This is a genomic window from Variovorax boronicumulans NBRC 103145 (genome assembly GCF_001591345.1).
GTDB classification, from domain to species: domain Bacteria; phylum Pseudomonadota; class Gammaproteobacteria; order Burkholderiales; family Burkholderiaceae_C; genus Variovorax; species Variovorax boronicumulans.
Window position 1 is genome coordinate 1 of record NZ_BCUS01000098.1, and the last position, 24411, is coordinate 24411.

The window sequence follows — 24411 nt, forward strand, 5'->3', positions numbered from 1 at the left end:
GGCTGCAGCGCCAGCAGCGCACGCGCGGCGCCGGCGGACAGCACGTCGAGCCCGCCGATGGTGTCGTCGGGCTTGTGCGCGGCCGACTGCAGCACGCACTCGAACATGTCGAGCCAGCGCTGCACGCTCACGTCGTCGAACAGGTCGGTGTTGTATTGCGCCTCGACCTGCAGGCTGCCGGCGTGCGGGCGCAGGTTCACGAAGAGTTCGAAGTTCTCGTAGCGCCGGGCGATGGTGTCCTGCACCACGTCGAGCGTGGTGAAGGCCTGCGCGCTGCTCGCCACGTCGGGGTCGACGTTGAAGGTCACGCTCACCAGCGGCAGCCGGCTCGGGTCGCGCTCGAGCGACAGCTGGCCCAGCAGCGCGCCATAGGTCAGGGCCTGGTGATCGAACGCGTCGAGCACGGCGGTGCTGCATTCGTCCATCAGCGCGTCGAAGCGCATGGCGGGGTGCGCGGCGATGCGCAGCGGCAGCAGGTTCACGCAATGGCCGACCAGGCCGGGCACGTCGTGCGCGAGCTGGCCCGAGGTCGGGATGCCGACGACGATGTCTTCCTGGCCCGTGAGGCGGTGCAGCGTCGCCACGAAGCCGCTGAGCAGGCCCGTGAACAGGCTGACGCCGGCCTTGGTGCTCGCGATGCGCACGGCGCCCACCACGCGCCGGTCGAGCAGGCGCTCGGCGCGGCGCGAATTGAAGGTGCGGGCAGCCGGGCGGGGGCGGTCCAGCGGCAGGTCGAGCACCGGCTGCGTGTTGCCGGCAAAGCGCTCCAGCCAGTAGTCGATGTGCGCCTGCATGTCGGGGCTCGCGGCCGCGACAGCTTCCTCGGCGGCGAAGTCCGCGAAGAGCGGCGCGGCCTTGAGCTTGAGCCCGATGCCGGTTTCCTCGGCATAGAGGTGGCCCAGCTGCTCGGTGATGACCGCCCACGACCAGCCGTCGCAGACCACGTGGTGCGCCGACATCACGAGCTCGTGCTCGTCATCGCCCAGGCGGTACAGCACCGCCCGGAACAGCGGCCCGTGTTCGAGCGAGAACGGCGTGCACACCGCCTCGTCGTGGGCCGCGTGCAGCGCCTGCGCGAGGGCTTCGGGCGCGAGCCCGCCCAGGTCGTGGCGCACCAGCTGGTTCCCGGCCGGCGGGCTGACCAGCATGAAGGTGCCGTCCGGCGAGATCGTGGCGCGCAGCGCCTGGTGGCGTTCGAGCAGCCGGTCGGTGGCGCGCGCCAAGGCGTCGCCGTCCAGCGCGCCGCGCAGGCGCAGCACGACCGACTCGTTGTAGGCCATCGAGGCCTCGGGGCTCAGCGTGGCGCCGAGCCAGATTTCGCGCTGCGACTCGGTGGTCGCAATGATGCATTCGACGAGGCCACCGCTCGCGGTGGGCTTGAGTGCGGCGTTCATGCTGCGGCCTTTCCGTTGATGAGGAGGCGCTCGTGCAAGGCGGCGTCTTCGGGTACGTACCAGTACGGCTGGCCGTCGCTGTCGCGGGCCAGCACGCTGCCGTCCTCGACGGGCTTGCGCGCGTCGAAGCGGGTGGGGGCGGGAGCGCGGCGCGGAAGGAAGCCGGATTCCTGCATCTCGGCGACCGATTCCTTGAAGGCGCGCTGCAGGAAGGCGATGTCCTCGGCGCTGTGCGCGCTCGTGAGGAAGCACGGGAAGTTGTCCAGGATGTGCACGCCGCGGCTGCGCATCATGGCGAACAGCAGGTCCTGCAGCGGCTGGTCTTCGAGCCAGCTCACGCGCCACAGCGACGCGAAATGGCGGATCTCGATCGGCGCGCCGACCTCCTGGCACCAGCCCGAGAGCTCCGTGGCCATGGCGGTCGTGCTCGCGGTGAGCCCGGCCTGCAGCGCGGGCCCGGCCTCCTTCAGGTGCGTGAGCGAGGCCTTGGCCGCGGCGAGCGCGAGCGGGTGGCGCACGAAGGTGCCGGCGAAGTAGGTCACGCCCACGCCCGGAATCGAGTCGTCGCCGTACTGCCAGGCGCCGCCGTCGAGCGCGTCCATGAACTCGCGCTTGCCGGCGATCACGCCGACCGGAAAGCCGCCACCGATCACCTTGCCGTAGGTGGCCAGGTCGGCGCGCACGCCGAACAGTTCCTGCGCGCCGCCCAGCGCGCTGCGAAAGCCGGTGATGACCTCGTCGAAGATGAGGCAGCAGCCGTTCGTCGCGGTGACGTCGCGCACGTCGTGCAGGAACTCGCGCGGCTGGAAGTCGGGGCGGCGGCTTTGCACCGGCTCGACCAGCACGGCCGCCAGGTCCGCGGCGTTGTCGCGGATGAAGGCCAGCGCCTCGGGCGTGCCGTAGTCGAGCACGCGGATGTCGCCGAACATGCCGCTCATCACGCCGGGCGCGGCCGACAGGCCCTTGCCGCCCTTGCCGGCGCGCACCAGCACTTCGTCGAAGGTGCCGTGGTAGGAGCCCGTGAAGGCCACCACCGTGCTGCGGCCGGTGACGGTGCGCGCGATGCGCAGCGCCGCCATCACGGCCTCGGAGCCGGTGTTGCACAGGCCGGCGCGCTCGCTGCCCGTGAGTTCGCAGATGAGGCGGGTCACGTCGGCCGCGAGCGGATGCTGCGGCCCGATCTCGTAGCCCGCGTCGAGCTGGGCGCGCACGGCGTCCTGCACGAAGTCGGGTTGCCAGCCGAACAGGTTCAGCCCGAAGCCGTTGAGTGCGTCGACGTACTCGTTGCCGTCGAGGTCCCAGAGCCGGGAACCCTTGGAGCGTTCGATCACGATCTGGTAGGTGATCTCCTTGGTCAGTGGACGGAAGCCGTTGACCACGCGCGGGTCGGCCATGTGCGCGCGATTGTCTTCGGTGAAGCGCTTGCTTTTCTGCGTGCGCTCGACATAGCGCCGCACGAAGGTCGCCAGCCGTGCCTTCTGCCGCGCGCTGGGGTCGGCGGTGCGCTGGGTGTGGATGCGGGCGATGGCGCCGAAGGCCTTGTTGACGTCGTAGCGAAGCGGGGCTTCGGCGGGCGGCTGTGGCTGCGCGGCGGGCGCGGCCTCGACCGCCAAGGGCATCGCCACCGCCACCGGCGCGGCGGCGCCGGACAGGAGTGCGAGCTGCTGGCGCATCAGTTCCATCTGCTGCGCGATCACCTGGTTCAGCAGGCCGGTGGGCTGCGCAAGCCCTTGCGGCGGCGTTGGCATCGACACCTGCACAACGGAGGCCGCAGGCATGGCGGGCGCGGCGGGCACAGCCACCGGCTCGGCCTCGGGCGGCAGGCTCTGCAGCAGGTACGCGGCCAGCGTGTCGAAGCAGCGGTAGTTCTCCATCAGCTGCCGGAAGCTCAGCTCGACCTTGAAGCGCTTCTTGATCTGCGTGGCGGCCTGGGTCAGCGTGAGCGAGTCCATCCCGATCTCGCCGAACGGGGCCTGGCCCTCGGCCTGCGCCATGTCGATGCCCGAGATGTCTTCGAACAGGGCCCGCAATCGGCTGTCGACCGACGCCGCGCGCGACGCCTCGGGCGGCGGGGAAGAAGGCAGAGGAAGGTCAGGCGAGGGCGCTGCAGCGGTCACGATCGGCTCCAATGAAACAGGCAGGACGGGCGCAAGGGCGGGCGACACCGGCGCGGCGGGCGCGATGTCGACCCACAGGCGCTTGCGTTCGAACGGGTAGGTGGGCAGGCACACGCGCCGGGCGCCGGCGCGCGGTGCCAGCAGGGCGAGATCGACCTCGGCGCCGCAGGTCCACAGGCGCGCGGCGGCCAGGCGCAGGGTCCGGGTCTCGTCCGCCGGCTCGCCGTGCAGCAGCGACACCGCCACCGCGCCGGCCTTCGACGCCGGGGCCAGGCCCGGCAGGCGGTGCTGGCGCACCAGCGCGGCCAGCGTGTTGCGCGGACCGACCTCCACGAACACCGGATGGGTGGCGTCGTCTGCCGCGCTCTGCAGCGCCGGCGAGAAGCGCACGGTGCCGCGCAGGTGCTGCGCCCAGTAGGCGGGGCTCGTGGCCTGTGCGTCTTCGAGCAGGCGGCCGGTGAACGTGGAGTAGAGGGGGATCTGCGGCGCATGCAGCGCCACCTGGCTCACGAGCGCTTCGAAGGGCGCCACCGCGGCGTCCATCATGGCGGAGTGAAACGCGTGCGAGGTCTGCAGCAGCCGGCAGGCGACGCCCTCGGCTTCGAGCGCGGCCTGGAGTTCGGCGATGGCCTCGCTGGGGCCGGCGGCCACGCAGGCGCCGGGTGCGTTCTCCGCAGCGAGTGAGACCTGGGGCGAGGACGCGAGCCGCGAGGCCAATGCGTCCGCGCCCAGGCGCACCGACAACATCGTCCCCGCGGGCTGTGCCTGCATGAGCGCGCCGCGGCGGGCAATGAGCCGGGCCGCGTCTTCCAGTCGCATCACGCCGGCGATCACGGCCGCGACGAATTCGCCGACGCTGTGGCCGATCAGCGCGCGCGGGCGCAGGCCCAGCGACAGCAGCCGCCGTGCGAGCGCGTACTCGAGCGTGAAGAGCGCGGGCTGCGTGACGGCCGTCGGCGCGAGCGCCTGCGGGTCGTCTGCGAACAGGCGCTCGCGCAGGTCGAAGTCCAATGCGCCTTCGAAGGCGCGCACGCAGTTGTCGAACGCGGCCGCGAACACCGGGTCGCCCGCATGCAGCGCGCGGCCCATGCCCGGGTACTGTGCGCCCTGGCCCGGGAACATCAGCACGGGCTGCGGCGCGCGTTCGGCGATCCGGTCGCTCACGCGCCACGCCGTGTTCTCCGAGCGCAAGGCCTCGATGGCCTGCGCCGCATCGCCGGCCACCACGGCGCGGCGGAAGGCATGGGCCTTGCGGCCGACGCACAGGGTGAACGCGGCGTCGCCCAAGCAGAGTTCGGGCTGTTCCTCCAGGTGCGTTGCCAGCTGCTGCGTCGCGACCGCCAGCGCGGCCTCCGAGCGGGCCGACAGCGCCAGCACATGAACGCCCGGCTGCGTGGTGCGTGCCTGCCGCGCCGGCGCTTCCTCGACCACGACGTGCGCGTTGGTGCCCCCGACACCGAACGAGCTGACGCCCGCGCGGCGCGGCAGGTCGGCCCGCGGCCACGGCTGCAGCTGGTTGCTGACGTGGAACGGCGTGCGCGCGAAGTCGATCGCCGGGTTCGGTGCCGTGAAGTGCGCGGTGGGCGGAATCAGTTCGTGGTGCAGCGACAGCGCCGTCTTGATGAGGCCGGCGGCGCCCGCGGCCGTGACCATGTGGCCCACGTTGCTCTTGAGCGAGCCCAGCGTGCAGTAGCCCCGCGCGTCGGTGTGCTCGGCGTACGCGACGGCCAGCGCCTCGACCTCGACCGGGTCGCCCATCGGCGTGGCGGTGCCATGCGCTTCCACGTAGGAAATGCTGCGCGCGTCCACGTCCGCCGCGGCCAGCGCGGCGCGGATCACCGCGGCCTGGCCGTCCACGCTGGGCGCGGTGAAGCTGGCCTTGGCGCCGCCGTCGTTGTTGACGCAGGCGCTGCGCAGCACGGCATAGACGGTGTCGCCGTCGGCCTGCGCGTCGGACAGCCGCTTGAGCAGCACCACGGCGGCGCCGTCGCTGAACACGGTGCCCTTGGCCTGCGCGTCGAAGCTGCGCGTGTGGCCGTCGGGCGAGAGCATCGAGCCCTCGTTGTAGAGGTAGCCGCTGCGCGGCGGGCAGGTGACCGAGGCGCCGCCTGCCAGCGCCATGTAGCACTGGCCCGTGCGCAGCGCATGGAAGGCCTGGGCCACCGCGACCAGCGAGGTCGAGCACGCGGTGTTGACGCTCACCGCCGGCCCGCGCAGGTTGAGCCGGTTGGCCACGCGGGTGGTGATGTAGTCCTTCTCGTTGGCCAGCATCACCTGGAACTCGCCGACGGCCTCCACGAGGTCGGGGCGCGAGGCGACGTGGCGCTGGAAGTAGGTCGCGTTGTACGTGCCCGCGTACACGCCCACCGGGCCCGGCGCTTCGTCGGGCACGTAGCCCGCGCGCTCCAGGCACTCCCAGCAGATCTCGAGGAACACGCGGTGCTGCGGGTCCATGAGTGCGGCTTCCTTCGGGCTAATGCCGAAGAAGGCGGCATCGAAGCCTTCGATGCCGTCGATCACGCCGCGCGCCCGCACGTAGGCCGGGTCGCGGCGCAGCGACTCGCCGACGCCGGCGTCCAGGCTGGCGTCGTCGAAGAAGCTGATGGTGTCGCGCCCGGCGACGAGGTTGTCCCAGAACTGCTCCACATCGCCCGCGCCGGGGAAGCGACCGGCGGTGGCGATGAGAGCGATGGGCTCGGGGACGCTGGCGGCGTCCTCGCGCACGGGCACGGGTTGTGGCGCCTGCGGCGCCCCGCCAGCGGACTGCAGTTGCGCCGCGATGGCGCCCGGCGTCGGGTGGCGAAAGAAGAGGTTGGTCGACAGCGGCGGCGCGCCTTCGCGCTGCAGGTCCGCCAGCACCTGCAGCACCAGCAGCGAGCTGCCGCCCAGGTCGAAGAAGTTGTCGTTGCGGCCGGCCTTGTCGATGCCCAGGGTGCGCGCGAAGGCGTCGCACACCTGCTGCTCGAGCGCGTCGCGCGCGGCCTCGAAAGGCTGCGCGAGTTCGGGGCGCTCGGCGGCCGGCTCGGGCAGGGCGTTGCGGTCGAGCTTGCCGTTGGGCGTGACGGGGAGCTGCGAGAGCCACACCTGCGCCGACGGAAGCATCACCGCGGGCAGGCGGGCCGCCAGGTGCGCGCGCAGCGTGTCCCACGCCAGCTTCTGCGTGCGCGCGACCAGGTAGGCGACCAGGCGCAGCTGGCCGTCGCGACCGGGCCGCGCGACCACCGCGCAGGACTGCACCGCGGGGTGCGCGAGGATGGCCGCCTCGACCTCGCCGGTCTCGATGCGGTGGCCGTGGATCTTGACCTGGCCGTCGATGCGGCCGATGAACTCGAGGGTGCCGTCGGGCAGCCAGCGGGCGAGGTCGCCGGTGCGGTAGAGCCGCTCGCCGGGCGCGCCGAAGGGGTCGGGCACGAAGCGCGCGGCCGTGAGTTCGGGCTGCCCCAGGTAACCGCGCGCCAGGCCGTGTCCGCCGATGCACAGCTCGCCCACGAGTCCGCTGGGCAGCAGCTCCAGCGTCGGGCTCAGCACGCGCAGCACGGTGTCCTTGATCGGGCGCCCGAGCGGCACCGAGCGCGGGCCCGCTGCGATCGCGGCGCGCTCGATGCGATGGGTGGTCGCGAAGGTCGTGCACTCGGTCGGCCCGTAGCCGTTGCTGAGCGTGAGCCCGGGGAGCGCGTCGAGCGCGCGCCGCACATGGGGTACCGACAGCGCCTCGCCGCCGGTGAACAGGTGCGCCAGGCCAGCGAGGTGCTGCGGATCGCTGTCGACCACGGCGTTGAAGAGCGAGGCCGTGAGCCAGGCGGTGTGGACCTCGTGGCGGGCGATGGTGCGTGCGAGGCCGGCGCCGGTGGGTACCCGTTCGTCGTGGATCACGCAGCGCCCGCCGTTGAGCAACGGCCCCCAGACTTCGAGCGTCGAGGCATCGAAGGCAAGCGGCGCCGCGTGCAGCATCGCGCGCCCCGGTGCGAGCTCGATGTAGTCGACATCGACGACCAGCCGGAGGATGGCGCGATGGCTGATCTCGATGCCCTTGGGTACGCCGGTCGAGCCCGAGGTGTACATGAGGTACGCCAGCGATTCGCCGTCGAAGGCCGGCGGCGTCCACGGCGCGGGGGCCGCGCCGTCTTCGGGCGCGTCGATCCGCACGGCGGTGCAGTGGGCCGGCACGAGCGAGGCCAGCGCCTCGGTCGTCACGACCCAGGTCACGCCGGCCTGGTCGAACATCGTGGCGACGCGTTCGGGCGGGAAGTCGGTCGGCACGGGCACGTAGGCCGCGCCCGCCTTGAGGATGCCGAGCATCGCGACGATGGCGGCCATCGAGCGCTCGAACACCATCCCGACGGGGTCGCCTGCCTGCACGCCCGACTGCTGCAGGCGCTGTGCGAGCCGGTCGCTGCGCGCGTCGAGCTCGGCGTAGGTCATCGTTTCGTCGCCTTCCACCAGCGCCACCGCGTCGGGCGTGGCCGCGGCCCGGCGGCCGAACACGGCGGGCACGGTGAGCGACAGGTCGGGCGCGGCGGGCGGCGTGGCCCAGGCTGCGAGCTGGTCGCGGCGGTCGGTGTCGGGCAGGGCGCGGATGTTGTGGAGCGCCGCACCGGGATGCACCAGCAGATCGGCGGCGGTGTCGGCGATGGCTGCGAGCAGGCGGCTGGCGCAGGGCGCGTCCATCAGGCTCGCGTCGACGTCCAGATGCAGGCTGGCGGGGAGTTCTGTCCGGGCTTCGAGCCGCAGGGGCGGCAGGGCGTCGGCGGTGTGCGGCGTGGTCCGTCGGTCGAGGTCGAGCTGGGTCAGCCACGCGCTCGCGGTGCCGGGCAGCGACGTCGGCATGCCGTGAGACCCCGGCAGGGCCGCGCCCAGCCAGCGCGATTGCAGCAGCAGCCAGGCACCCACGAAGAGCGTGTCCGGCAGGTACCCCGTGGTGCCCAGCGAGGCGAGCCAGCGCTGCGCGAACCCGGCTTCGAGGGCCAGCGAGACGCCAAGCCGTTCGCCTGCCGCTGCGCGCGCGGGCGGCGACACGAACAGATCGCCCAGCGCGGCCTGCGAAGCCACGGCGGCCTCCGGCGACGAAGCAATGTGGGTTTCCATGCAATTACCCGGCTGCAGACTGTGAATGGAAAATTCAATTGAAGGAATCGAATTGATTTCAATTGGATTTGGTTCTTGGTTTGTCGCGATCCTATGAACTTGGTGAGCCTTCTGTTTGGCTCTTTTCTCCATGTTTACATTTTGATATAAATATTTCCGAATCGAACTACCTAAGCCATGACATTTGAGGTACCAAGGCCATTTGTAGTGGGCGTTTTGTCACCCCTGTAGGAAGCCATGATGGAACGTCGATTCAAAAAAATGGCCATTCTTCTTCGCTATGTCTGCAGACCTGCAGGTCTGAATTTCGGCATAAATTCAATGAAAATTTCTAAAGTCAGACAAGTTTCGACGATTGACAAGAAACTTTTCGCGAATTGAGACAGTTGGAAGGAATCGGCATTCGAGCGTTGAGCACTCAGAATGGGGTAGATATTTTTCTTCTGTGGAATGGATTTTTGTCTTTTGGGTAATTCGAGGGTGAATTTGAAAATTCTCAAAGGCCCTAAAATATCTAATGAAAATGTTACTTGTCATCTGATTTTTGGTGCCTGGGATGCAATTTTTTCGTGATTCTTGGCGATCATTGAAATTCAAATGATGCCCATTGTTTTAATGAAATAGAGAGCAATGGGGGTCGAGGTACTTTCCCCTCTGTCAGCGCACGGAGCGCGGGGATGCAGTCCGACAATCGCCGGCGAATTTCGGAAAGGCGGTCGCGCCATGGGTACCGGCATTGATCCCGGCTGATTTCTGTCGCGCCGGCCGGAAGGCCCGAACCGGGTCCGGGCATCGATGCAGCGGGCCCGTCATTTCGTCCGCAATTCACCGCCGGACCGCGGCGCGAATGCTTTGCGGGCACGGGTTTTTTCAGGCCGGACAGACGGCGTTTTTTCGACGCGACCAGCGGGTCGTGGGGGCCGCGCCGGGCACGCGGTCCCAGGCAGGCGCTTTGTCACGCTCGCATGCACGCCGGGCAGGGCGCATGGCTCCCTTACCAAAGGGCGCTTCGCTCATGTGCGAAGGCACGGCGATGCCTAGACTGGCTCTGCCATGCATCGTCCACTGTGATCCTCCCTGTGTGGTGTGGGAGGGGCGAGGACACAGCAGCGTGCGTGGCCCTGTTGCTGGAGTGCCTGGGCGAAGGCCTTGTCGGTGCGCACCGACGACGCCTTCCGCCACGGGCCGCTTGCAGGCGCGTGAGGACGCGCTAGAACGACGAGATGGAACGAAGGAGTGCAGCCATGGCCACCCAACCCGATCTTCCGTCTCCGATCACGCCCGACCTGCCGGTCGAGCCCGACGAAGGGCCGGAGCACGCGCCCGACGAGCCCACCGACCCCGAGCCGCCGCCGAGCGCGAGGTAGGCCGAACGCCCGTCGCGCCGCGCTAAGCTCGCGCGATGGATGAAATCGATTGCGCCGTCATCGGTGCCGGCGTGGTGGGTCTGGCCGTGGCGCGCGCATTGGCGCTCGCGGGCCGGGAGGTGCTGGTGCTGGAATCCGAAGGGGCCATCGGCACGGGAACGAGTTCGCGCAACAGCGAGGTGATCCACGCGGGCATCTATTACCCGCAGGGTTCGCTGAAGGCGACGCTGTGCGTGGAAGGACGCGACGCGCTCTACAGCTACGCGCAGGCGCGCAGCGTGCCGCACAGCCGTTGCGGCAAGCTCATCGTGGCGACCTCGGCCGAACAGGTGGGGCAGCTCGACGTGATTCGCGCCAAGGCCGCGGCCAACGGCGTGGACGACCTCGTGCTGCTCACCGCGCAGCAAGCCAACGTGATGGAGCCGCAGCTGCATTGCGTGGCGGCGCTGCATTCGCCGAGCACGGGCATCGTCGACAGCCACGCGCTGATGCTGGGCCTGCTCGGCGACCTCGAGAACGCGGGCGGCATGCTCGCGCTCAAGTCGCCCATCGAACGCGCCGAATGCGTGGATGGGGCTGTTGTGCTGATCGCCGCCGACGGCACGGCCCTGCGCTGCCGCACCGTGGTCAATGCCGCGGGGCTGGGGGCACCGGCGCTGGCGAGGCGCTTCGAAGGCATGCCGGCGTCGATGGTGCCGTGCGAGTACTTCGCCAAGGGCAGCTACTTCACACTCGCGGGCCGCGCGCCTTTCGGCCGGCTCATCTATCCCGTGCCGGAGCCGGGCGGGCTCGGCGTGCACCTGACGCTCGACCTCGGCGGGCAGGCCAAGTTCGGGCCCGACGTGCAGTGGGTCGAGGCGGCCGACGATCTTGTGGTCGATCCCGCACGCGGCGAACGCTTCTACGACGAGGTGCGCCGGTACTGGCCGGCGTTGCCCGACGGTGCGTTGATTCCGGGCTATGCGGGCATGCGCCCGAAGATCTCGGGGCCGGACGCGCCCGCGGCCGACTTCGTGATCGCGGGGCCGGCGTCGCACGGGGTGCCGGGGCTGGTCCATCTCTTCGGCATCGAGTCGCCCGGACTCACCAGTTGCCTGGCCATCGGACGGCACGTTGCGGACCTGCTCGCCGACGCCTGATGCATGCACTCGGGCACAACTGAGCACATCTGTCGCGCATGAGGGGCTTTCGAGCCTGTAACATGACAGCACGCCATATGCTGGCGTGAAGCCGCCGGCGCGGTGCCGGTGTCATCACGGAGGAAAGATTCCAATGAGTGCATCCAACAATCTTGAAGCAGCAGCCGAAGACATCGCAAGCGACGTGCGCGGCGTGCTGGCCAGCAAGGACCTGGATTCGGTTCCCCACATCAAGGCGCTGCGCCAACGCATCGACACCAAGCTCGCCATCGCGCGCGAGCTGGCTTCCGAAAAGAGCAAGCTGGCCGCCAAGAAGGCGCGCCAGGCGGCCACCGCCACCAACACCTACGCCCACGACGAACCTTGGCAGGTTGCCGGCGCCGCACTGGCCGTCGGCGTGCTGGTGGGCCTGTTGCTTGGCCGCCGCTGAGCGTCACTGCACCGGCCTGAGCGCGCACCGCCGTCCCTTCGTTCGCCGTTGCCACACTGTGGCCGGTGAGGGCGGAGGCGGCGCATGAGACTGCTGTCCCTGTTCGGGCTCGATGCCCGCATCCGCCGGTTGCGCATCGCCGCCGCCGAAGGTGCGCTGGCGGCCGAGGACCGGGTGCAGTTGCTGCGCATGGCCTGGGAGGACGAGAAGCAGCGCCTGAAGCTGACCCTCGTCCTGGTCGTCGCCGTGCTGGGGCTGACCACCGTCGCGGTGGCACTGCTCTCGATGGCGGTGGTCGTGCATTACTGGGACACGCCGTACCGCGTCACCGCCGCCTGGGTGGTGGCCGGTGTCTGGGCGGTGCTGTGGCTGGCGGCCGTCATCGGCCTGATGCGCAGCCTGAGCAACGCCTCCAACAGCTTCGTTCCGACCTTTCAGGAGTTCGAGCGCGACTGGGCCTGGGTCCAGGACCGCTTCAACCTCGGCAAGGACCCGGAGCTGGACGACGAAGCGCCGCGTCCGCCGCGCCCCGCCACGCGCGAAGAGCTGCTGGCCCGCATGGACCGCCAGCGTGAACGCATCGCCACCCTGCAGGGTGGTCGCGAGACGCAGCCGGCCTCGGGCGAGCCCGTCAACGAATCGGCCGCGGCAACCGCGTTGCGTATTGCGCGCGAGCACCCGGTGGCTGCCGGGGTTGTCGCTGCCGCCGCCGTGGCGGTGATCCGCCCGAAGCGGTTGCTGCGCTGGGCCACGGTCATTGCGCCGGTGCTCTGGCGCATGCGCTGAGCGACCGGTAGCTAGAAGAAAACCGGCTCAGGCCTTGCGGCGATCCCGCTGCAGCGCCTGGGCCGTTTCGCGGACCAGCCCGGGGCCGCGATAGATCAGGCCGGTGTAGATCTGCACCACGTCCGCGCCCGCGGCGATCTTGGCCTTGGCATCCGCCGCACTCAGGATGCCGCCCACCCCGATGATCGGAAAGTCCTTGCCCAGCGCCGCGCGCAGTTGCGCGATCACGCGGTTGCTGGCTTCGCGCACCGGCGCGCCCGAGAGGCCGCCGGCTTCCTGCGCGTGCGGCAGGCCGGCCACGGCGTCGCGCGCGAGCGTGGTGTTGGTGGCGATCACGCCGTCCATGCCGTGGCGTTGCAGCGTGGTGGCGATCACCGCGACCTGCGCGTCGTCGAGGTCGGGGGCGATCTTCACGAACAGCGGCGCGCGCTTGCCGTGGCGCGTGGCCAGCGCTTCACGCCGCTCGGCCACGGCGCCCAGCAGGGCGTCGAGCGCTTCGTCGCTCTGCAGCGAGCGCAGGTTGGCCGTGTTGGGGCTGGAGATGTTGATCGTCACGTAGTCCGCGTGCGGGTAGACGCCGTCCAGGCAGGCCAGGTAGTCGTCCACCGCGCGCTCGATCGGCGTGGCTGCGTTCTTGCCGATGTTCAGGCCCAGCAGCATGGGCGACTTGCTGCCACCGGCCTGCTTGCGGAAACGGGCCTTCTGCACGTTGGCCAGGAAGGCGTCGAGCCCTTCGTTGTTGAAGCCGAGCCGGTTGATCAGTGCATCGCGCTGCGGCAGGCGGAACATGCGCGGCTTCGGGTTGCCGGGCTGGCCCTTGGGCGTGACCGTGCCGACCTCGACGAAACCGAAGCCCATGGCCGCGAAGGCGTCGATGCAGCGCGCGTTCTTGTCCAGCCCGGCGGCCAGGCCGACGCGGTTGGGGAAATTCAGGCCTGCCAGCTGGATCGGGTCTTCGACGCGCGTCGCCGCGTAGGCGCAGGCCAAGGGCGTGTTCTGGGTGCGGGCCAGGCCGTCGAGGGTGATTTCATGGGCGTGCTCGGGGTCGAAACCGAACAGAAAAGGGCGGGCCAGGCCATAGAGCGAAGAGGGCAACAGCAGGGGCATCGGATAATTCTCGACTTCAATGAGCCAAGGATTCTCCGCGATGACCGCACCCGCCTCCCCAACCCCTCTTTCCCAGGATGAACTCAAGGCCCAGGTCGGCCTTGCCGCGCTGGCCTACGTGGTCAAGGGCGAGATCGTCGGCGTGGGCACCGGCTCCACGGTCAACAAGTTCATCGACGCGCTGGCCACGATCAAGGACGAGATCAAGGGCGCCGTCTCCAGTTCGGTCGCGTCCACCGAGCGCCTGCGCGCACTGGGCATCCCGGTGTTCGACAGCAACGAGGTGGAAGAACTGGCCGTCTACATCGACGGCGCCGACGAGATCGACCACCGGGGCTTCATGGTGAAGGGCGGCGGCGCGGCGCTCACGCGCGAGAAGATCGTCGCGGCGCAGTCCAAGCGCTTCGTCTGCATCGCCGACGCCTCCAAGCTGGTCGAGACGCTCGGCGCGTTTCCGCTGCCGGTGGAAGTGATCCCGATGGCCGCGCGCCGCGTGATGCGCCAGTTCGCCGGCCTGGGCGGCATCGCCCAGGTGCGCGAGAAAGACGGCCTGCCGCTGGTGACCGACAACGGCCAGCACATCGTCGACGTGACCGGCCTGCGGATCACCGACCCGCGCGCCTTCGAATCCGAAGTGAGCCAGTGGCCCGGCGTGGTGACGGTGGGGGTCTTCGCGCACCAGAAGGCCGACGTGTGCCTGCTGGGCACGGCGTCGGGCGTGAAGACGTTGCAGTTCGCCGGCTGAACGGCGGCGATGCAACACGGGGGCGGGGCCCCCGTCGTTCCTAGAACTTGATGCCGGCCGGGTTGTTCGGGCCCGGTGCGTTCGAGGGCGGTGCCGGCGCGGGGTTCGGCGGCTGCAGGGGCGTGTCGGTCGCACGGGGCGCTGCCGCTGCCGGTGCCTGCTGCGCGACGAGCGGGCGCGCGGCGGGCGGGCGGTAGCCTGCGGGCAGGCTGTTGCTCTTGGGATAGCCGGCCGCGTCGAGGTAGCGCGACCATTCCACATCCGAGAAGCCCTTGAGCTGCTGCGACCCGACGGTGAGCAGCGGCAGCGCGTTCTGTCCGCTCAGGCGCTGCAGGGCGTCGACGTCCTCGTTGCTCTTGATGGTGCGTTCCTCGAAGGGAATGCCGCGCGTGGTGAGCAGCGTGCGCGCCTCGTTGCAGGGGCCGCAGCCTTCGCCGCTATACAGCGTGACGGGATAGCGCTGTGCCACCTGGCGCAGTTCGTAGGGAAGCCCGCTGTTGGCCGGCGCGTTGGCGCTGGCCGGTTGCGGCCCGCCCGTCGGCGCGTTGGTGACGACGGGGGGCTGGTCCGAGAACGTGACCTTGCCGTTCTTGTCGACCTGGCGGTAGACCGCCTGCGCCAGCACGCTGGCGGTCGACAACACGAGGACCAGGCCGATCAGGCCGCGCATCGGGAGTTTGTAAAAAGTCGGATACATATCTCCCGAGTATCGCAAGCTTCAGCGCCGTATCAAGCGGGCTGGGCCTGAGCCATGCCCTGATGTCGCAGCAGCGCATCAAGCTGCGGCTCGCGGCCCCGGAAGGCCTTGAACGAATCCATGGCGCTGCGGCTGCCGCCGGCCTCCAGGATGGCCTGGCGGTATCGGCGGCCGGTCTCGATGTTGGGCTCGCCGTCGGCGCCCACGGTTTCCTCGAAGGCCGCGTAGGCGTCGGCGCTCAGCACCTCGGCCCACTTGTAGCTGTAGTAGCCGGCCGCGTAGCCGCCCGAGAAGATGTGGCTGAAGGTGTTCGGCGTGCGGCTGAACGGCGGCGAGGGCATCACGGCCACTTCGGCGCGCACCTGGCCGAGCAGCGCCATCACGGCGCCCGGGGCGGCGGCTGCGGCCTGGTGCTCGGTGTGCAGCAGCATGTCGAACAGCGAGAACTCGATCTGGCGCAGCGTCTGCAGCCCGCTCTGGAAGTTCTTGGCGGCGGTCATCTTGTCGAAAAGGGCGCGCGGCAGCGGCTCGCCGGTGTCGACGTGGGCCGTCATGTGGGCGAGCACGTCCCACTCCCAGCAGAAGTTTTCCATGAACTGGCTCGGCAGCTCGACCGCGTCCCACTCGACGCCGCTGATGCCCGACACGTCGCGCTCGTTCACCTGCGTGAGCATGTGGTGCAGGCCGTGGCCGAACTCGTGGAAGAGGGTGGTCACGTCGTCGTGCGTGAGCAGCGGCGGCTTGCCGTCGACACCGCTGGCGAAGTTGCACACCAGCTGCGCGATCGGCGTCTGCAGCACGCCGTCGTCGGGGCGCAGCCAGCGGGCGCGCACGTCGTCCATCCAGGCACCGCCGCGCTTGGCGGCGCGGGCGGAGGGATCGAGGTAGAACTGGCCGACCTTCTGGCCGGCCCGCTCGATGCGGTAGAACTCGACGCTCGGGTGCCAGGTGGGCGCGTTGTCGCGGCGGATCGACACTTCGAACAGCGTCTCGACGATCTTGAACAGGCCCGCCATCACCTTGGGCGCAGGGAAGTACTGCTTCACCTCCTGCTCGCTGAAGGCGTAGCGCGCTTCCTTGAGCTTCTCGCCGACGTAGGTCCAGTCCCAGGCCTGTGGGTCGACGAGGTTCAGCTGCTCGGCCGCGAAGGCGCGCAGGTCGGCCAGGTCGCGCTCGCCGTAGGGCTTGGCCTTGGCGGCGAGGTCGCGCAGGAACTTGACGACCTGCTCGGGTGATTCGGCCATCTTGGGCACGACCGAGAGTTCGCCGAAATTCTTGTAGCCCAGCAGCTTCGATTCTTCCTCGCGCAGCGCGAGGATCTCGGTGATGAGCGCGGTGTTGTCGAACTTCGGATCGCCGAGTTCGCTGGCGCGCGTGACGTAGGCGCGGTACAGGGTTTCGCGCAGTGCGCTGCTCTTGGCGAACTGCATCACCGGCAGGTAGCACGGCATCTTGAGCGTGAGCTTGTAGCCTTTCTTGCCTTCGGCCTCGGCGGCCGCGCGCGCGGCGCTCACCACGTCTTCGGGCACGCCGTCGAGTTCACCGAGCTGCGCGTAGTGCGCGAAGGCATCGGTGGCGTCGAGGGCGTTTTCGCTGAACTTCTGGCTCAGCTCGGCCTGGCGTTCCTGGATGTCGGCAAAACGCTGCTTGGCCTCACCCTGCAGCTCGGCGCCGCCGAGCACGAAGTTGCGCACGGCGTTCTTGTGCGCCTGGCGCTGCTCGGGGTTGAGCGTGGCCGGGTCGATGGCCTTGTACTTGGCGTACAGGCGCTCGTCGGAGCCCAGGCGGGTCCAGAAGGCGGTGACGCGCGGCATGGCCTCGTTGTAGGCGGCGCGCAGCTCGGGCGTGTCGGCCACGGCGTTGAGGTGGCCGACAGCGCCCCAGGCGCGGCTGAAGCGTTCGGAGGCCACGTCGAGCACCTTCGAGATCGCGATCCAGTCGGCCGGGAATTCGGGCGCCGTCACCGTCTGCAGCGCGGCCTCGGCATCGGCCAGCAGCGCGTCGACCGCGGGCGACACGTGTTCGGGCTTGATGCGGTCGAACAGGGGGAGGTCGGTGAAGTCGAGGAGCGGATTGGTCATGTGAAAGATCCTGGGCGAGCGTAGCGAAGCCATTTCGGGAACCACCGCGGAACCGGCTTTGCCGGGCCGCCGGTGGTGCCCCTTGAGGGGGAGGCGGCTACACGCAGTGAGCCAACAACGGGGTGGTTCTTATCTTGCGGCGCGTTCGGCCGCTTCAAGGGTGTTGACGAGCAGCATCGCGCGCGTCATCGGGCCGACGCCGCCGGGCACGGGGGTGATCCAGCCGGCCACTTCCTTCACGCCGTCGAAATCGACGTCGCCGGCCAGCTTGCCGTCGGCCTTGCGGTTCATGCCCACGTCGATGACGACGGCGCCGGGTTTCACCATGTCGGCGGTCAGCAGGTCGAGCTTGCCCACGGCGGCGACGACCACGTCGGCCTGGCGCGTGAGGGCGCCCAGGTCTTTCGTGGCGCTGTGGCAGATGGTGACGGTGGCGCTCTTGGCCAGCAGCATCATGGCCATCGGCTTGCCGACGATGTTGCTGCGGCCGATGACCACGGCGTGCTTGCCGCGCAGGTCGTAGCCGATCGATTCGAGCATCTTCATGCAGCCGTGCGGCGTGCAGGGCCAGAAGCCCGGGGCGCCGGTCATCAGCGCGCCGGCGCTGGCCACGTGGAAGCCGTCGACGTCCTTGGCGGGCGAGATGGTCTCGATGACCTTCTGGCTGTCCATGTGCTTGGGCAACGGCAACTGAACGAGGATGCCGTGCACCTTGGGGTCGTCGTTGAGGGCGCGGATGCGCGCCAGCAGGTCGGCCTCGCTCAGGTCGGCGGGGTAGGTCTCGAGCGTGGCCGAGAGGCCGGTCTCGGTGCTGTCGTTGACCTTGTGCTTGGTGTAGACCTGGCTCGCCGGATCGCTGCCCACCAGGATGATGGACAGGGCCGGGTTCACGCCGCGGGCCTTCAGCGCAGCGGTGCGGCCGGACACCTCGGCGCGGATGGTTTTGGCGAGGGCGTTGCCGTCGATCAGTTGGGCGGTCATCGGTTTTGATTTTCCAAGTAAAAACGCCCGCTTGCGCAGGCGTGGGGAAGGTGCGTGGCTATCGGCGGGATAGCGGCAGTTCAGGAGGCCTTGGCCGCTGGGGCCGCCTGCCCGAGCGCGATTTTGAGCAGATCGGCCACGGTGTTGGCGTTGAGCTTTTCCATGATGTTGGCGCGGTGCGCCTCCACCGTCTTGATGCTGATGCCCAGGTCGTCGGCGATCTGCTTGTTCAGGCGGCCGGCGACGATGCGCTCGAGCACCTGCGCCTCGCGGCCGGTGAGCTTGGACAGCAGCGCGTCGCGGCTGGCCGACTGCTGGTGCTGCGTGAAGGCACCGCGTGCGTGCTCGAGCATGCGCTCGACCAGCGACACCAACTCTTCGTCGTTGAAGGGCTTCTGGATGAAATCCATCGCGCCCTTCTTCATGCTGTCGACCGCCATCGGCACGTCGCCGTGGCCGGTGATGACCACGATCGGCAACGGAGAACGCCGTTCGATCAGCCGATCCTGCAATTCGAGGCCGGTCATGCCGGCCATGCGGATATCGACGATCAGACAGGCGACTTCGCGCGGGTCGTATCGGGAGAGAAAGGATTCGGCGGACTCGAAACAGCGGACTCTGTAGTCCTTGCCTTCGAGCAGCCATTGCAGCGAATCGCGTACGGCTTCGTCGTCATCGACGACATAGACCGTGCCCTTCTTCGGAATCAAACTCATGCAGGTACCTTTGCCTCGTCGCTTGCTACGGAACTGATAGCGTCCAACACCGGAATCCAGAAGGAAAAACGGCATCCGATCACATCCGGGCCATTGTAGATGTTCTCCGCCTGCATCCGGCCGCGGTGCGACTCGACGATGGTGCGGCACAGGTTGAGCCCGATGCCCATGCCCTCGGGCTTGGTGGAGAAGAAGGCCTCGTAGAGCCGGTCCATGACCTCGGGCGAGAGGCCCTTGCCCGTGTCCTGCACCGAGAACTCGATGGCATTGTGCCCCTCGATCACCTTGGGCAGCACGCGCAGCTCGACGCTGCGGCGCGCCAGCGGGCGGTCGGCGATGTCGATGGATTCGGCCGCGTTCTTCAGCAGGTTGACCATCACCTGCTCGATGAGGATCGGGTCGACGCGCACCACCGGCAGCCGCGCGGCCACGTAGTGGTTCAGGCGCACGTTGCGCCGGCGCAGCTCGATGCCCGCGAGTTCGACCGCCTCGCTCACCATGGTGGCGACGTCGGCCGGCGTGCGGTTGGGTTCGCTGCGTTTCACGAAGGAGCGGATGCGCTGGATGATCTGGCCCGCGCGCTGCGCCTGCTTCGAGGTTTTTTCGAGCGCGGCGAGCAGGGCGTCGTTGTCGATCGTCTGGCCCTTGATGCGCGACATCATCCCGTTGCAGTAGTTGGCGATGGCCGTGAGCGGCTGGTTGAGCTCGTGCGCCACGCTGGAGGCCATTTCGCCCATGGTGATCAGGCGGCTCGCGGCCTGGGCCTTGTCGGCCTGCGCGGCGGCCTGCTCTTCGGCGTCGCGGCGCGGCGTGATGTCGGTGGCGATCACCAGCTGCGCCAGGCGACCGTCGACCCAGGTCAGGTAGCGCGAGCGCACCTCGAGCCACTTGCCCAGGTGCGGCACGAAGATTTCATTGTTCGCGGTCTGGGCGGCGGTGAGGGTGTCGATGGGCAGGCCGGCGTAGGGGTCGACGTCGTCCAGACCCTCGTCGTGCGCGTTCGACGGCGGCACGCCAGCCTGCGCCACCATGCCCAGGTGGCCCACGGTGTCGGAGCCGAACCACAGGCGGTACAGCTTGTTGGCGAACAGCAGCTCCTCGCTGCCGATGGGCGCCACCGACACGGCGGCGTCGAGCGCCTCGAGCACGGTGGTGAAGCGTTCGTACGAGGCGGACAGCTGCTCGCGGATGCGCGTCGGTTCGGTGATGTCGGTCATCGACGTCATCCAGCCGGTCTGGTGGCCGCGCGCATCGATCAGCGGCGACACATAGAGGCGCGCATTGAAGACGCTGCCGTTCTTGCGCTTCACGCGCACCTGGAAGCCGCCGGGCAGGGCGCGGCCGTGCAGCTCTTCTTCGAGACGCTCGTTCATCACCTCGCGGTCGGATTCGAGCCAGTAGGGGAAGGGCGGCGTCTGGCCGACGAGTTCGTCTTCGCTCCAGCCCGTCATGGCGCAGAACGCGGCGTTCACGTAGGTGATGCGGCCTTGCAGGTCGAGCACGCGCATGCCGGTGAGCATGGAGTTTTCCATCGCGCGGCGGAAGTTGGTCTCGGCGACCAGCCGCTGCTGCGCCTGCAGGCGGCGGCGCGTGTGGCGCCAGGTGCCGATCAGCATCCAGCTGGTCATCACGCTGAGGGCGCACACGAGCCAGAAGAGGCCGTTGCCCACCACGCCCTGCGAGGTGCGGTAGGCCTGCGCGCGCAGCATCAGCGCGTTGCCCACGGGCGACACCGGCACTTCGTATTCGTTGGTGGCTTCGGTCCAGGGCAGCAGGCGGGTGCCGCTGTTCTTCAGCGGCGTGGTGTTGCCGGCGATGACGTTGCCCTTGGCGTCGAGCAGCGAGACGGCGTAGCGCGCCTGCACCTCGGAGGGCATGCCATAGCGCAGCAGGCCGTCGATGGAGAACTCGCCGAGCACGACGCCCGCGAACAGCCCCTGGTCGAACAGCGGAATGTGCAGCTGCAGCATCGCGGCGGGCTCGCCGCCGGCCACGGGCTGTGAGTACACCGGCTGGCGCAGCTCGCGCGCCAGCGCATAGTTGCTTTCGATGTCGCCGGGGCGCAGCACGTCGCCGATCAGGTGCTGTTGCGCGGGATGCACGCTGGGCGCGGCATAGCCGGCCTTGAAGCGGCGGCGGTCGTCGATCCAGCTGATGGTCTGCAGCTCGGGGAACTGGCTCACCAGCGACTCGGCGCGGCTGGTGAACTCGACCGGATCGATCTCGCGGTTGGAGGCATCGCGCGCGATGCGCATCAGCTGTTCCTGCCGCTCCAGCAAACGCAGGCGCATGCGCTGTTGCGCGTACTCGACATCGCGCCGCACCGACTCCTGCTCACGCTCGACTTCTTCGGAGCGCAGGTACCAGAACGCCGACACGATGGCCGCGAGAAACAGCAGCACGGCCGCCATCGGCGCGAGCATCGCGACGGCGTCCTGCAGCACGGGTGTCTGCTTGCGCCACCACGTGCGCCACCAGGACAGCGGCGAGGCTTTGACGGCACTGCGGGCGACCGCGAGCGGGGAGGAAAGGGGCATGGGCGGAGTTTAGGTGATGGCCCTCTTGGCGAAGAGGCCCTGCCGGGGATGTGCCTCCTTGATATTTCATAATAAGAAATCAACAAGCACTATTTGAAATAGGGAAACTTCTATGCGAAACTCCGGCGCGCTCGGTGCCCAGCGCACTAAATTACAGCCACAGCCCTAAAAGGAGAGACAAGCATGTCGGCAAATCCCGAGAACCTGTTCGGCTCGGCCGCAAACGATGCGGACGCCCAGGAGACGCGTGAATGGATGGATGCACTGTCTTCCGTCATCCAGAGCGAAGGGCCCGAGCGGGCGCACTTCCTGCTCGAACAACTGCTCGAACATGCGCGCCAGAACAGCGTCGACATGCCGTTCTCGGCCAACACCGGCTACGTGAACACCATCGAGCCGGGCGTGGAAGCCCGCAGCCCCGGCAACCTCGAGATCGAACAGCGCCTGCGCGCCTACATGCGCTGGAACGCCATGGCCATGGTGGTCAAGGCCAACCGCATCCACCCGCCCGAAGGCGGTGACCTGGGCGGCCACATCGGCTCCTTCGCCTCGCTGGCCAGCATGTTCGGCGCCGGCTTCAACCACTTCTGGCACGCCGAGAGCGAAAACCACGGCGGCGACCTGCTGTACATCCAGGGCCACGTGTCGCCCGGCATCTATGCCCGCGCCTACCTGGAAGGCCGCCTCTCCGAAGACCAGCTGCTCAACTTCCGCCAGGAAGTCGACGGCAAGGGCCTGTCGAGCTACCCGCACCCCAAGCTGATGCCCGAGTTCTGGCAGTTCCCCACGGTGTCGATGGGCCTGGGCCCGCTGATGGCGATCTACCAGGCGCGCTTCCTGAAGTACCTGCACGCCCGCGGCATCGCCAACACCGAGAACCGCAAGGTGTGGGTGTTCTGCGGCGACGGCGAAATGGACGAAGTCGAATCGCTGGGCGCCATCGGCCTGGCCGCGCGCGAGAACCTCGACAACCTGATCTTCGTCATCAACTGCAACCTGCAGCGCCTGGACGGCCCGGTGCGCGGCAACGGCAAGATCATCCAGGAGCTCGAAGGCGAGTTCCGCGGCGCCAACTGGAACGTCATCAAGCTCATCTGGGGCAAGGGCTGGGACGCCTTGCTCGAGAAGGACCATGACGGCGCGCTGCGCAAGATCATGATGGAGTGCAACGACGGCGACTACCAGTCGTTCAAGGCCAACGACGGCGCCTACGTGCGCAAGAACTTCTTCGGCCGCGATCCGCGCACGCTGAAGATGGTCGAGCACCTGACCGACGACGAGGTCTGGAACCTGCAACGCGGCGGCCACGACTCGCAGAAGGTGTACGCCGCCTTCCACGCCGCCCAGAACCACAAGGGCCAGCCCTCGGTGCTGCTCGTCAAGACCGTCAAGGGCTTCGGCATGGGCAAGATCGGCGAAGGCAAGAACACGGTCCACCAGACCAAGAAGCTCGGCGACGAAGACATCAAGGCCTTCCGCGACCGCTTCAACATCCCGATTCCCGACAGCCAGATTGCCGAGCTGCCGTTCTACAAGCCGGCCGACGACACGCCGGAAATGCGCTACCTGCACGAGCGTCGCAAGGCCCTCGGTGGTTACCTGCCGCATCGCCGCGTGAAGGCCGACGAGAGCTTCACGGTGCCCTCGCTCGACACCTTCAAGGCGGTGATGGAGCCCACGGCCGAAGGCCGCGAGATCTCGACCACGCAAGCCTACGTGCGCTTCCTCACGCAGCTGCTGCGCGACAAGGCCCTGGGCCCGCGCGTGGTGCCCATCCTGGTGGACGAGGCCCGCACCTTCGGCATGGAAGGCCTGTTCCGCCAGATCGGCATCTACAACCCGCACGGTCAGCAGTACACCCCGGTCGATAAAGACCAGGTCATGTACTACAAGGAAGACAAGGCCGGCCAGATCCTGCAAGAGGGCATCAACGAAGCCGGCGGCATGTCCAGCTGGATCGCGGCGGCCACGTCGTACAGCACGAACAACCGCATCATGGTGCCGTTCTACGTGTACTACTCGATGTTCGGCTTCCAGCGCATCGGCGACCTGGCCTGGGCGGCCGGCGACATGCAGGCCCGCGGCTTCCTGCTGGGCGGCACCTCGGGACGCACCACGCTGAACGGCGAAGGCCTGCAGCACGAAGACGGTCACAGCCACATCCTGGCCAACACCATCCCGAACTGCGTGAGCTACGACCCGACCTTCGCGCACGAAGTCGGCGTGATCCTGCACCACGGCCTCAAGCGCATGGTCGAGAAGCAGGACAACGTCTACTACTACCTGACGCTGCTGAACGAGAACTACGCGATGCCCGGCCTGCAGCCCGGTACCGAAGAGCAGATCATCAAGGGCATGTACCTGTCCAAGCAGGGCCCGGTGGTCAAGGCCGCCAAGGGCGCCAAGGAAGCGCCGACCGTGCAACTGCTGGGCAGCGGCACCATCCTGCGCGAAAGCTTCGCGGCGCAGGAACTGCTCGAGAAGGAGTGGGGCGTGTCGGCTTCGGTGTGGAGCTGCCCGAGCTTCAACGAGCTGACCCGCGACGGTCAGGACGCCGACCGCTGGAACCTGCTGCACCCCGATCAGACGCCGCGCGTGCCCTTCGTGGCCGAGCAGCTCGGTGCCTCGACCGGCCCGGTGATCGCGTCGACCGACTACATGAAGGCCTACGCCGAGCAGATCCGTCCGTTCGTGCCGAAGGGCCGCAACTACAAGGTGCTGGGCACCGACGGTTTCGGTCGCAGCGACTTCCGCGCCAAGCTGCGCGAACACTTTGAGATCAATCGTCACTACATCGTCGTGGCCGCGCTCAAGGCGCTGAGCGAAGATGGCACCGTGCCGGTGGCCAAGGTGGTGGAAGCGATCAAGAAGTACGGCATCAATGTCGACAAGGTCAACCCGCTTTACGCTTGAACATCAACAACCAACGAACGAACGGTGCCTGACGGCGGGAGACAACGATATGGCAGCAGTGGAAGTGAAGGTGCCGGACATCGGCGATTTCGATGAAGTCGCGGTGATCGAGGTGCTCGTGAAGGTGGGCGATACGGTCAAGGCCGAACAGTCGCTCATCACGGTCGAATCGGACAAGGCGTCGATGGAAATCCCGTCGTCCACGGCCGGTGTGGTCAAGGAAATCAAGGTCGCCGTGGGCGACAAGGTCAAGGAAGGCTCGGTGGTGCTGGTGGTCGAGGCCGAGGGCGCGGCTGCCGCCGCCCCGGCGCCGGCC

At 68.4% G+C, this 24411-nt stretch carries 15 protein-coding genes; 7 read left to right on the forward strand and 8 right to left on the reverse strand.

The genetic code is table 11. The features are described from left to right. Together VBO01S_RS23450 and VBO01S_RS23455 are read right to left on the reverse strand one after the other, a co-directional pair. Positions 1 to 1394 (reverse strand): condensation domain-containing protein (locus VBO01S_RS23450; RefSeq protein WP_255221181.1); only part of this gene is annotated, 1394 nt, incomplete at its 3' end. Next, the gene (locus VBO01S_RS23455) at positions 1391 to 8596 is read right to left on the reverse strand and encodes a type I polyketide synthase (RefSeq protein ID WP_062479914.1); all 7206 of its coding nucleotides are present in this window, start codon (positions 8594 to 8596) and stop codon (positions 1391 to 1393) included. The genes VBO01S_RS23450 and VBO01S_RS23455, both read right to left, overlap by 4 nt. A gap of 1244 nt (positions 8597 to 9840) precedes the next feature. Between VBO01S_RS23455 and VBO01S_RS23460 the strand changes: the two genes are divergently transcribed. The 4 genes from VBO01S_RS23460 to VBO01S_RS23475 all read left to right on the forward strand — a co-directional run bounded on the left by VBO01S_RS23460 (position 9841) and on the right by VBO01S_RS23475 (position 12318). Next, complete coding sequence (locus VBO01S_RS23460; protein ID WP_062479916.1) at positions 9841 to 9963, forward strand: hypothetical protein; 123 nt, start codon at positions 9841 to 9843, stop codon at positions 9961 to 9963. A gap of 35 nt (positions 9964 to 9998) precedes the next feature. Then, complete coding sequence (locus tag VBO01S_RS23465) at positions 9999 to 11102, forward strand: NAD(P)/FAD-dependent oxidoreductase (protein WP_062479918.1); 1104 nt, start codon at positions 9999 to 10001, stop codon at positions 11100 to 11102. Positions 11103 to 11235: 133 nt separating this feature from the next. Continuing rightward, on the forward strand, positions 11236 to 11532 hold the full coding sequence (locus VBO01S_RS23470; RefSeq protein WP_056580064.1) for a glycine zipper domain-containing protein: 297 nt from the start codon (positions 11236 to 11238) through the stop codon (positions 11530 to 11532). A gap of 84 nt (positions 11533 to 11616) precedes the next feature. Next, entirely contained in the window at positions 11617 to 12318 is a 702-nt protein-coding gene (locus tag VBO01S_RS23475) for a phage holin family protein (protein WP_062479920.1), read from the forward strand. A gap of 27 nt (positions 12319 to 12345) precedes the next feature. On the opposite strand, the gene VBO01S_RS23480 is transcribed toward VBO01S_RS23475, so the two are convergent. Next, the gene (locus tag VBO01S_RS23480; protein ID WP_062479921.1) at positions 12346 to 13425 is read right to left on the reverse strand and encodes a quinone-dependent dihydroorotate dehydrogenase; all 1080 of its coding nucleotides are present in this window, start codon (positions 13423 to 13425) and stop codon (positions 12346 to 12348) included. A gap of 40 nt (positions 13426 to 13465) precedes the next feature. On the opposite strand from VBO01S_RS23480, the gene rpiA reads away from it, so the two are divergent. Continuing rightward, positions 13466 to 14170, forward strand: a complete 705-nt coding sequence (gene rpiA, locus VBO01S_RS23485) for a ribose-5-phosphate isomerase RpiA (protein ID WP_062479923.1) — start codon at positions 13466 to 13468, stop codon at positions 14168 to 14170. 40 nt (positions 14171 to 14210) lie between these two features. Here the strand turns inward: rpiA and VBO01S_RS23490 are convergent, their stop codons facing one another. The 5 genes from VBO01S_RS23490 to VBO01S_RS23510 form a co-directional block, all read right to left on the reverse strand. Continuing rightward, complete coding sequence (locus VBO01S_RS23490; RefSeq protein WP_255221182.1) at positions 14211 to 14840, reverse strand: glutaredoxin family protein; 630 nt, start codon at positions 14838 to 14840, stop codon at positions 14211 to 14213. A gap of 59 nt (positions 14841 to 14899) precedes the next feature. Continuing rightward, complete coding sequence (locus VBO01S_RS23495) at positions 14900 to 16948, reverse strand: M3 family metallopeptidase (RefSeq protein WP_062479927.1); 2049 nt, start codon at positions 16946 to 16948, stop codon at positions 14900 to 14902. A 129-nt stretch (positions 16949 to 17077) separates the two neighbouring features. After that, positions 17078 to 17929: a bifunctional methylenetetrahydrofolate dehydrogenase/methenyltetrahydrofolate cyclohydrolase FolD gene (folD, locus tag VBO01S_RS23500; protein WP_062479931.1), complete on the reverse strand. Its 852-nt coding sequence runs from the start codon at positions 17927 to 17929 to the stop codon at positions 17078 to 17080. Between the two features lie 80 nt (positions 17930 to 18009). Continuing rightward, on the reverse strand, positions 18010 to 18645 hold the full coding sequence (locus tag VBO01S_RS23505) for a response regulator transcription factor (RefSeq protein WP_056580071.1): 636 nt from the start codon (positions 18643 to 18645) through the stop codon (positions 18010 to 18012). Beyond that, on the reverse strand, positions 18642 to 21182 hold the full coding sequence (locus VBO01S_RS23510) for a PAS domain-containing sensor histidine kinase (RefSeq protein WP_062479933.1): 2541 nt from the start codon (positions 21180 to 21182) through the stop codon (positions 18642 to 18644). Before VBO01S_RS23510 ends, VBO01S_RS23505 begins: the two co-directional genes overlap by 4 nt. A gap of 183 nt (positions 21183 to 21365) precedes the next feature. Between VBO01S_RS23510 and aceE the strand changes: the two genes are divergently transcribed. Both aceE and VBO01S_RS23520 read left to right on the forward strand, forming a co-directional pair. Beyond that, positions 21366 to 24095, forward strand: coding sequence for a pyruvate dehydrogenase (acetyl-transferring), homodimeric type (gene aceE / locus VBO01S_RS23515; RefSeq protein WP_062479935.1), 2730 nt, complete (start codon positions 21366 to 21368; stop codon positions 24093 to 24095). Positions 24096 to 24144: 49 nt separating this feature from the next. Next, a partial coding sequence (locus VBO01S_RS23520; protein ID WP_303621487.1) for a biotin/lipoyl-containing protein occupies positions 24145 to 24411 on the forward strand: 267 nt, incomplete at its 3' end.

What these genes read in the sequence shown, in the direction of transcription:
- VBO01S_RS23510 (WP_062479933.1), bottom strand. Translation starts at nt 21,182, where the DNA reads ATGCCCCTTTCCTCCCCGCTCGCGGTCGCCCGCAGTGCCGTCAAAGCC.
- VBO01S_RS23480 (WP_062479921.1), bottom strand. Translation starts at nt 13,425, where the DNA reads ATGCCCCTGCTGTTGCCCTCTTCGCTCTATGGCCTGGCCCGCCCTTTT.
- VBO01S_RS23465 (WP_062479918.1), top strand. Translation starts at nt 9,999, where the DNA reads ATGGATGAAATCGATTGCGCCGTCATCGGTGCCGGCGTGGTGGGTCTG.
- VBO01S_RS23460 (WP_062479916.1), top strand. Translation starts at nt 9,841, where the DNA reads ATGGCCACCCAACCCGATCTTCCGTCTCCGATCACGCCCGACCTGCCG.
- rpiA (WP_062479923.1), top strand. Translation starts at nt 13,466, where the DNA reads ATGACCGCACCCGCCTCCCCAACCCCTCTTTCCCAGGATGAACTCAAG.
- VBO01S_RS23490 (WP_255221182.1), bottom strand. Translation starts at nt 14,840, where the DNA reads ATGCGCGGCCTGATCGGCCTGGTCCTCGTGTTGTCGACCGCCAGCGTG.
- aceE (WP_062479935.1), top strand. Translation starts at nt 21,366, where the DNA reads ATGTCGGCAAATCCCGAGAACCTGTTCGGCTCGGCCGCAAACGATGCG.
- VBO01S_RS23455 (WP_062479914.1), bottom strand. Translation starts at nt 8,596, where the DNA reads ATGGAAACCCACATTGCTTCGTCGCCGGAGGCCGCCGTGGCTTCGCAG.
- VBO01S_RS23495 (WP_062479927.1), bottom strand. Translation starts at nt 16,948, where the DNA reads ATGACCAATCCGCTCCTCGACTTCACCGACCTCCCCCTGTTCGACCGC.
- VBO01S_RS23505 (WP_056580071.1), bottom strand. Translation starts at nt 18,645, where the DNA reads ATGAGTTTGATTCCGAAGAAGGGCACGGTCTATGTCGTCGATGACGAC.
- VBO01S_RS23475 (WP_062479920.1), top strand. Translation starts at nt 11,617, where the DNA reads ATGAGACTGCTGTCCCTGTTCGGGCTCGATGCCCGCATCCGCCGGTTG.
- folD (WP_062479931.1), bottom strand. Translation starts at nt 17,929, where the DNA reads ATGACCGCCCAACTGATCGACGGCAACGCCCTCGCCAAAACCATCCGC.
- VBO01S_RS23470 (WP_056580064.1), top strand. Translation starts at nt 11,236, where the DNA reads ATGAGTGCATCCAACAATCTTGAAGCAGCAGCCGAAGACATCGCAAGC.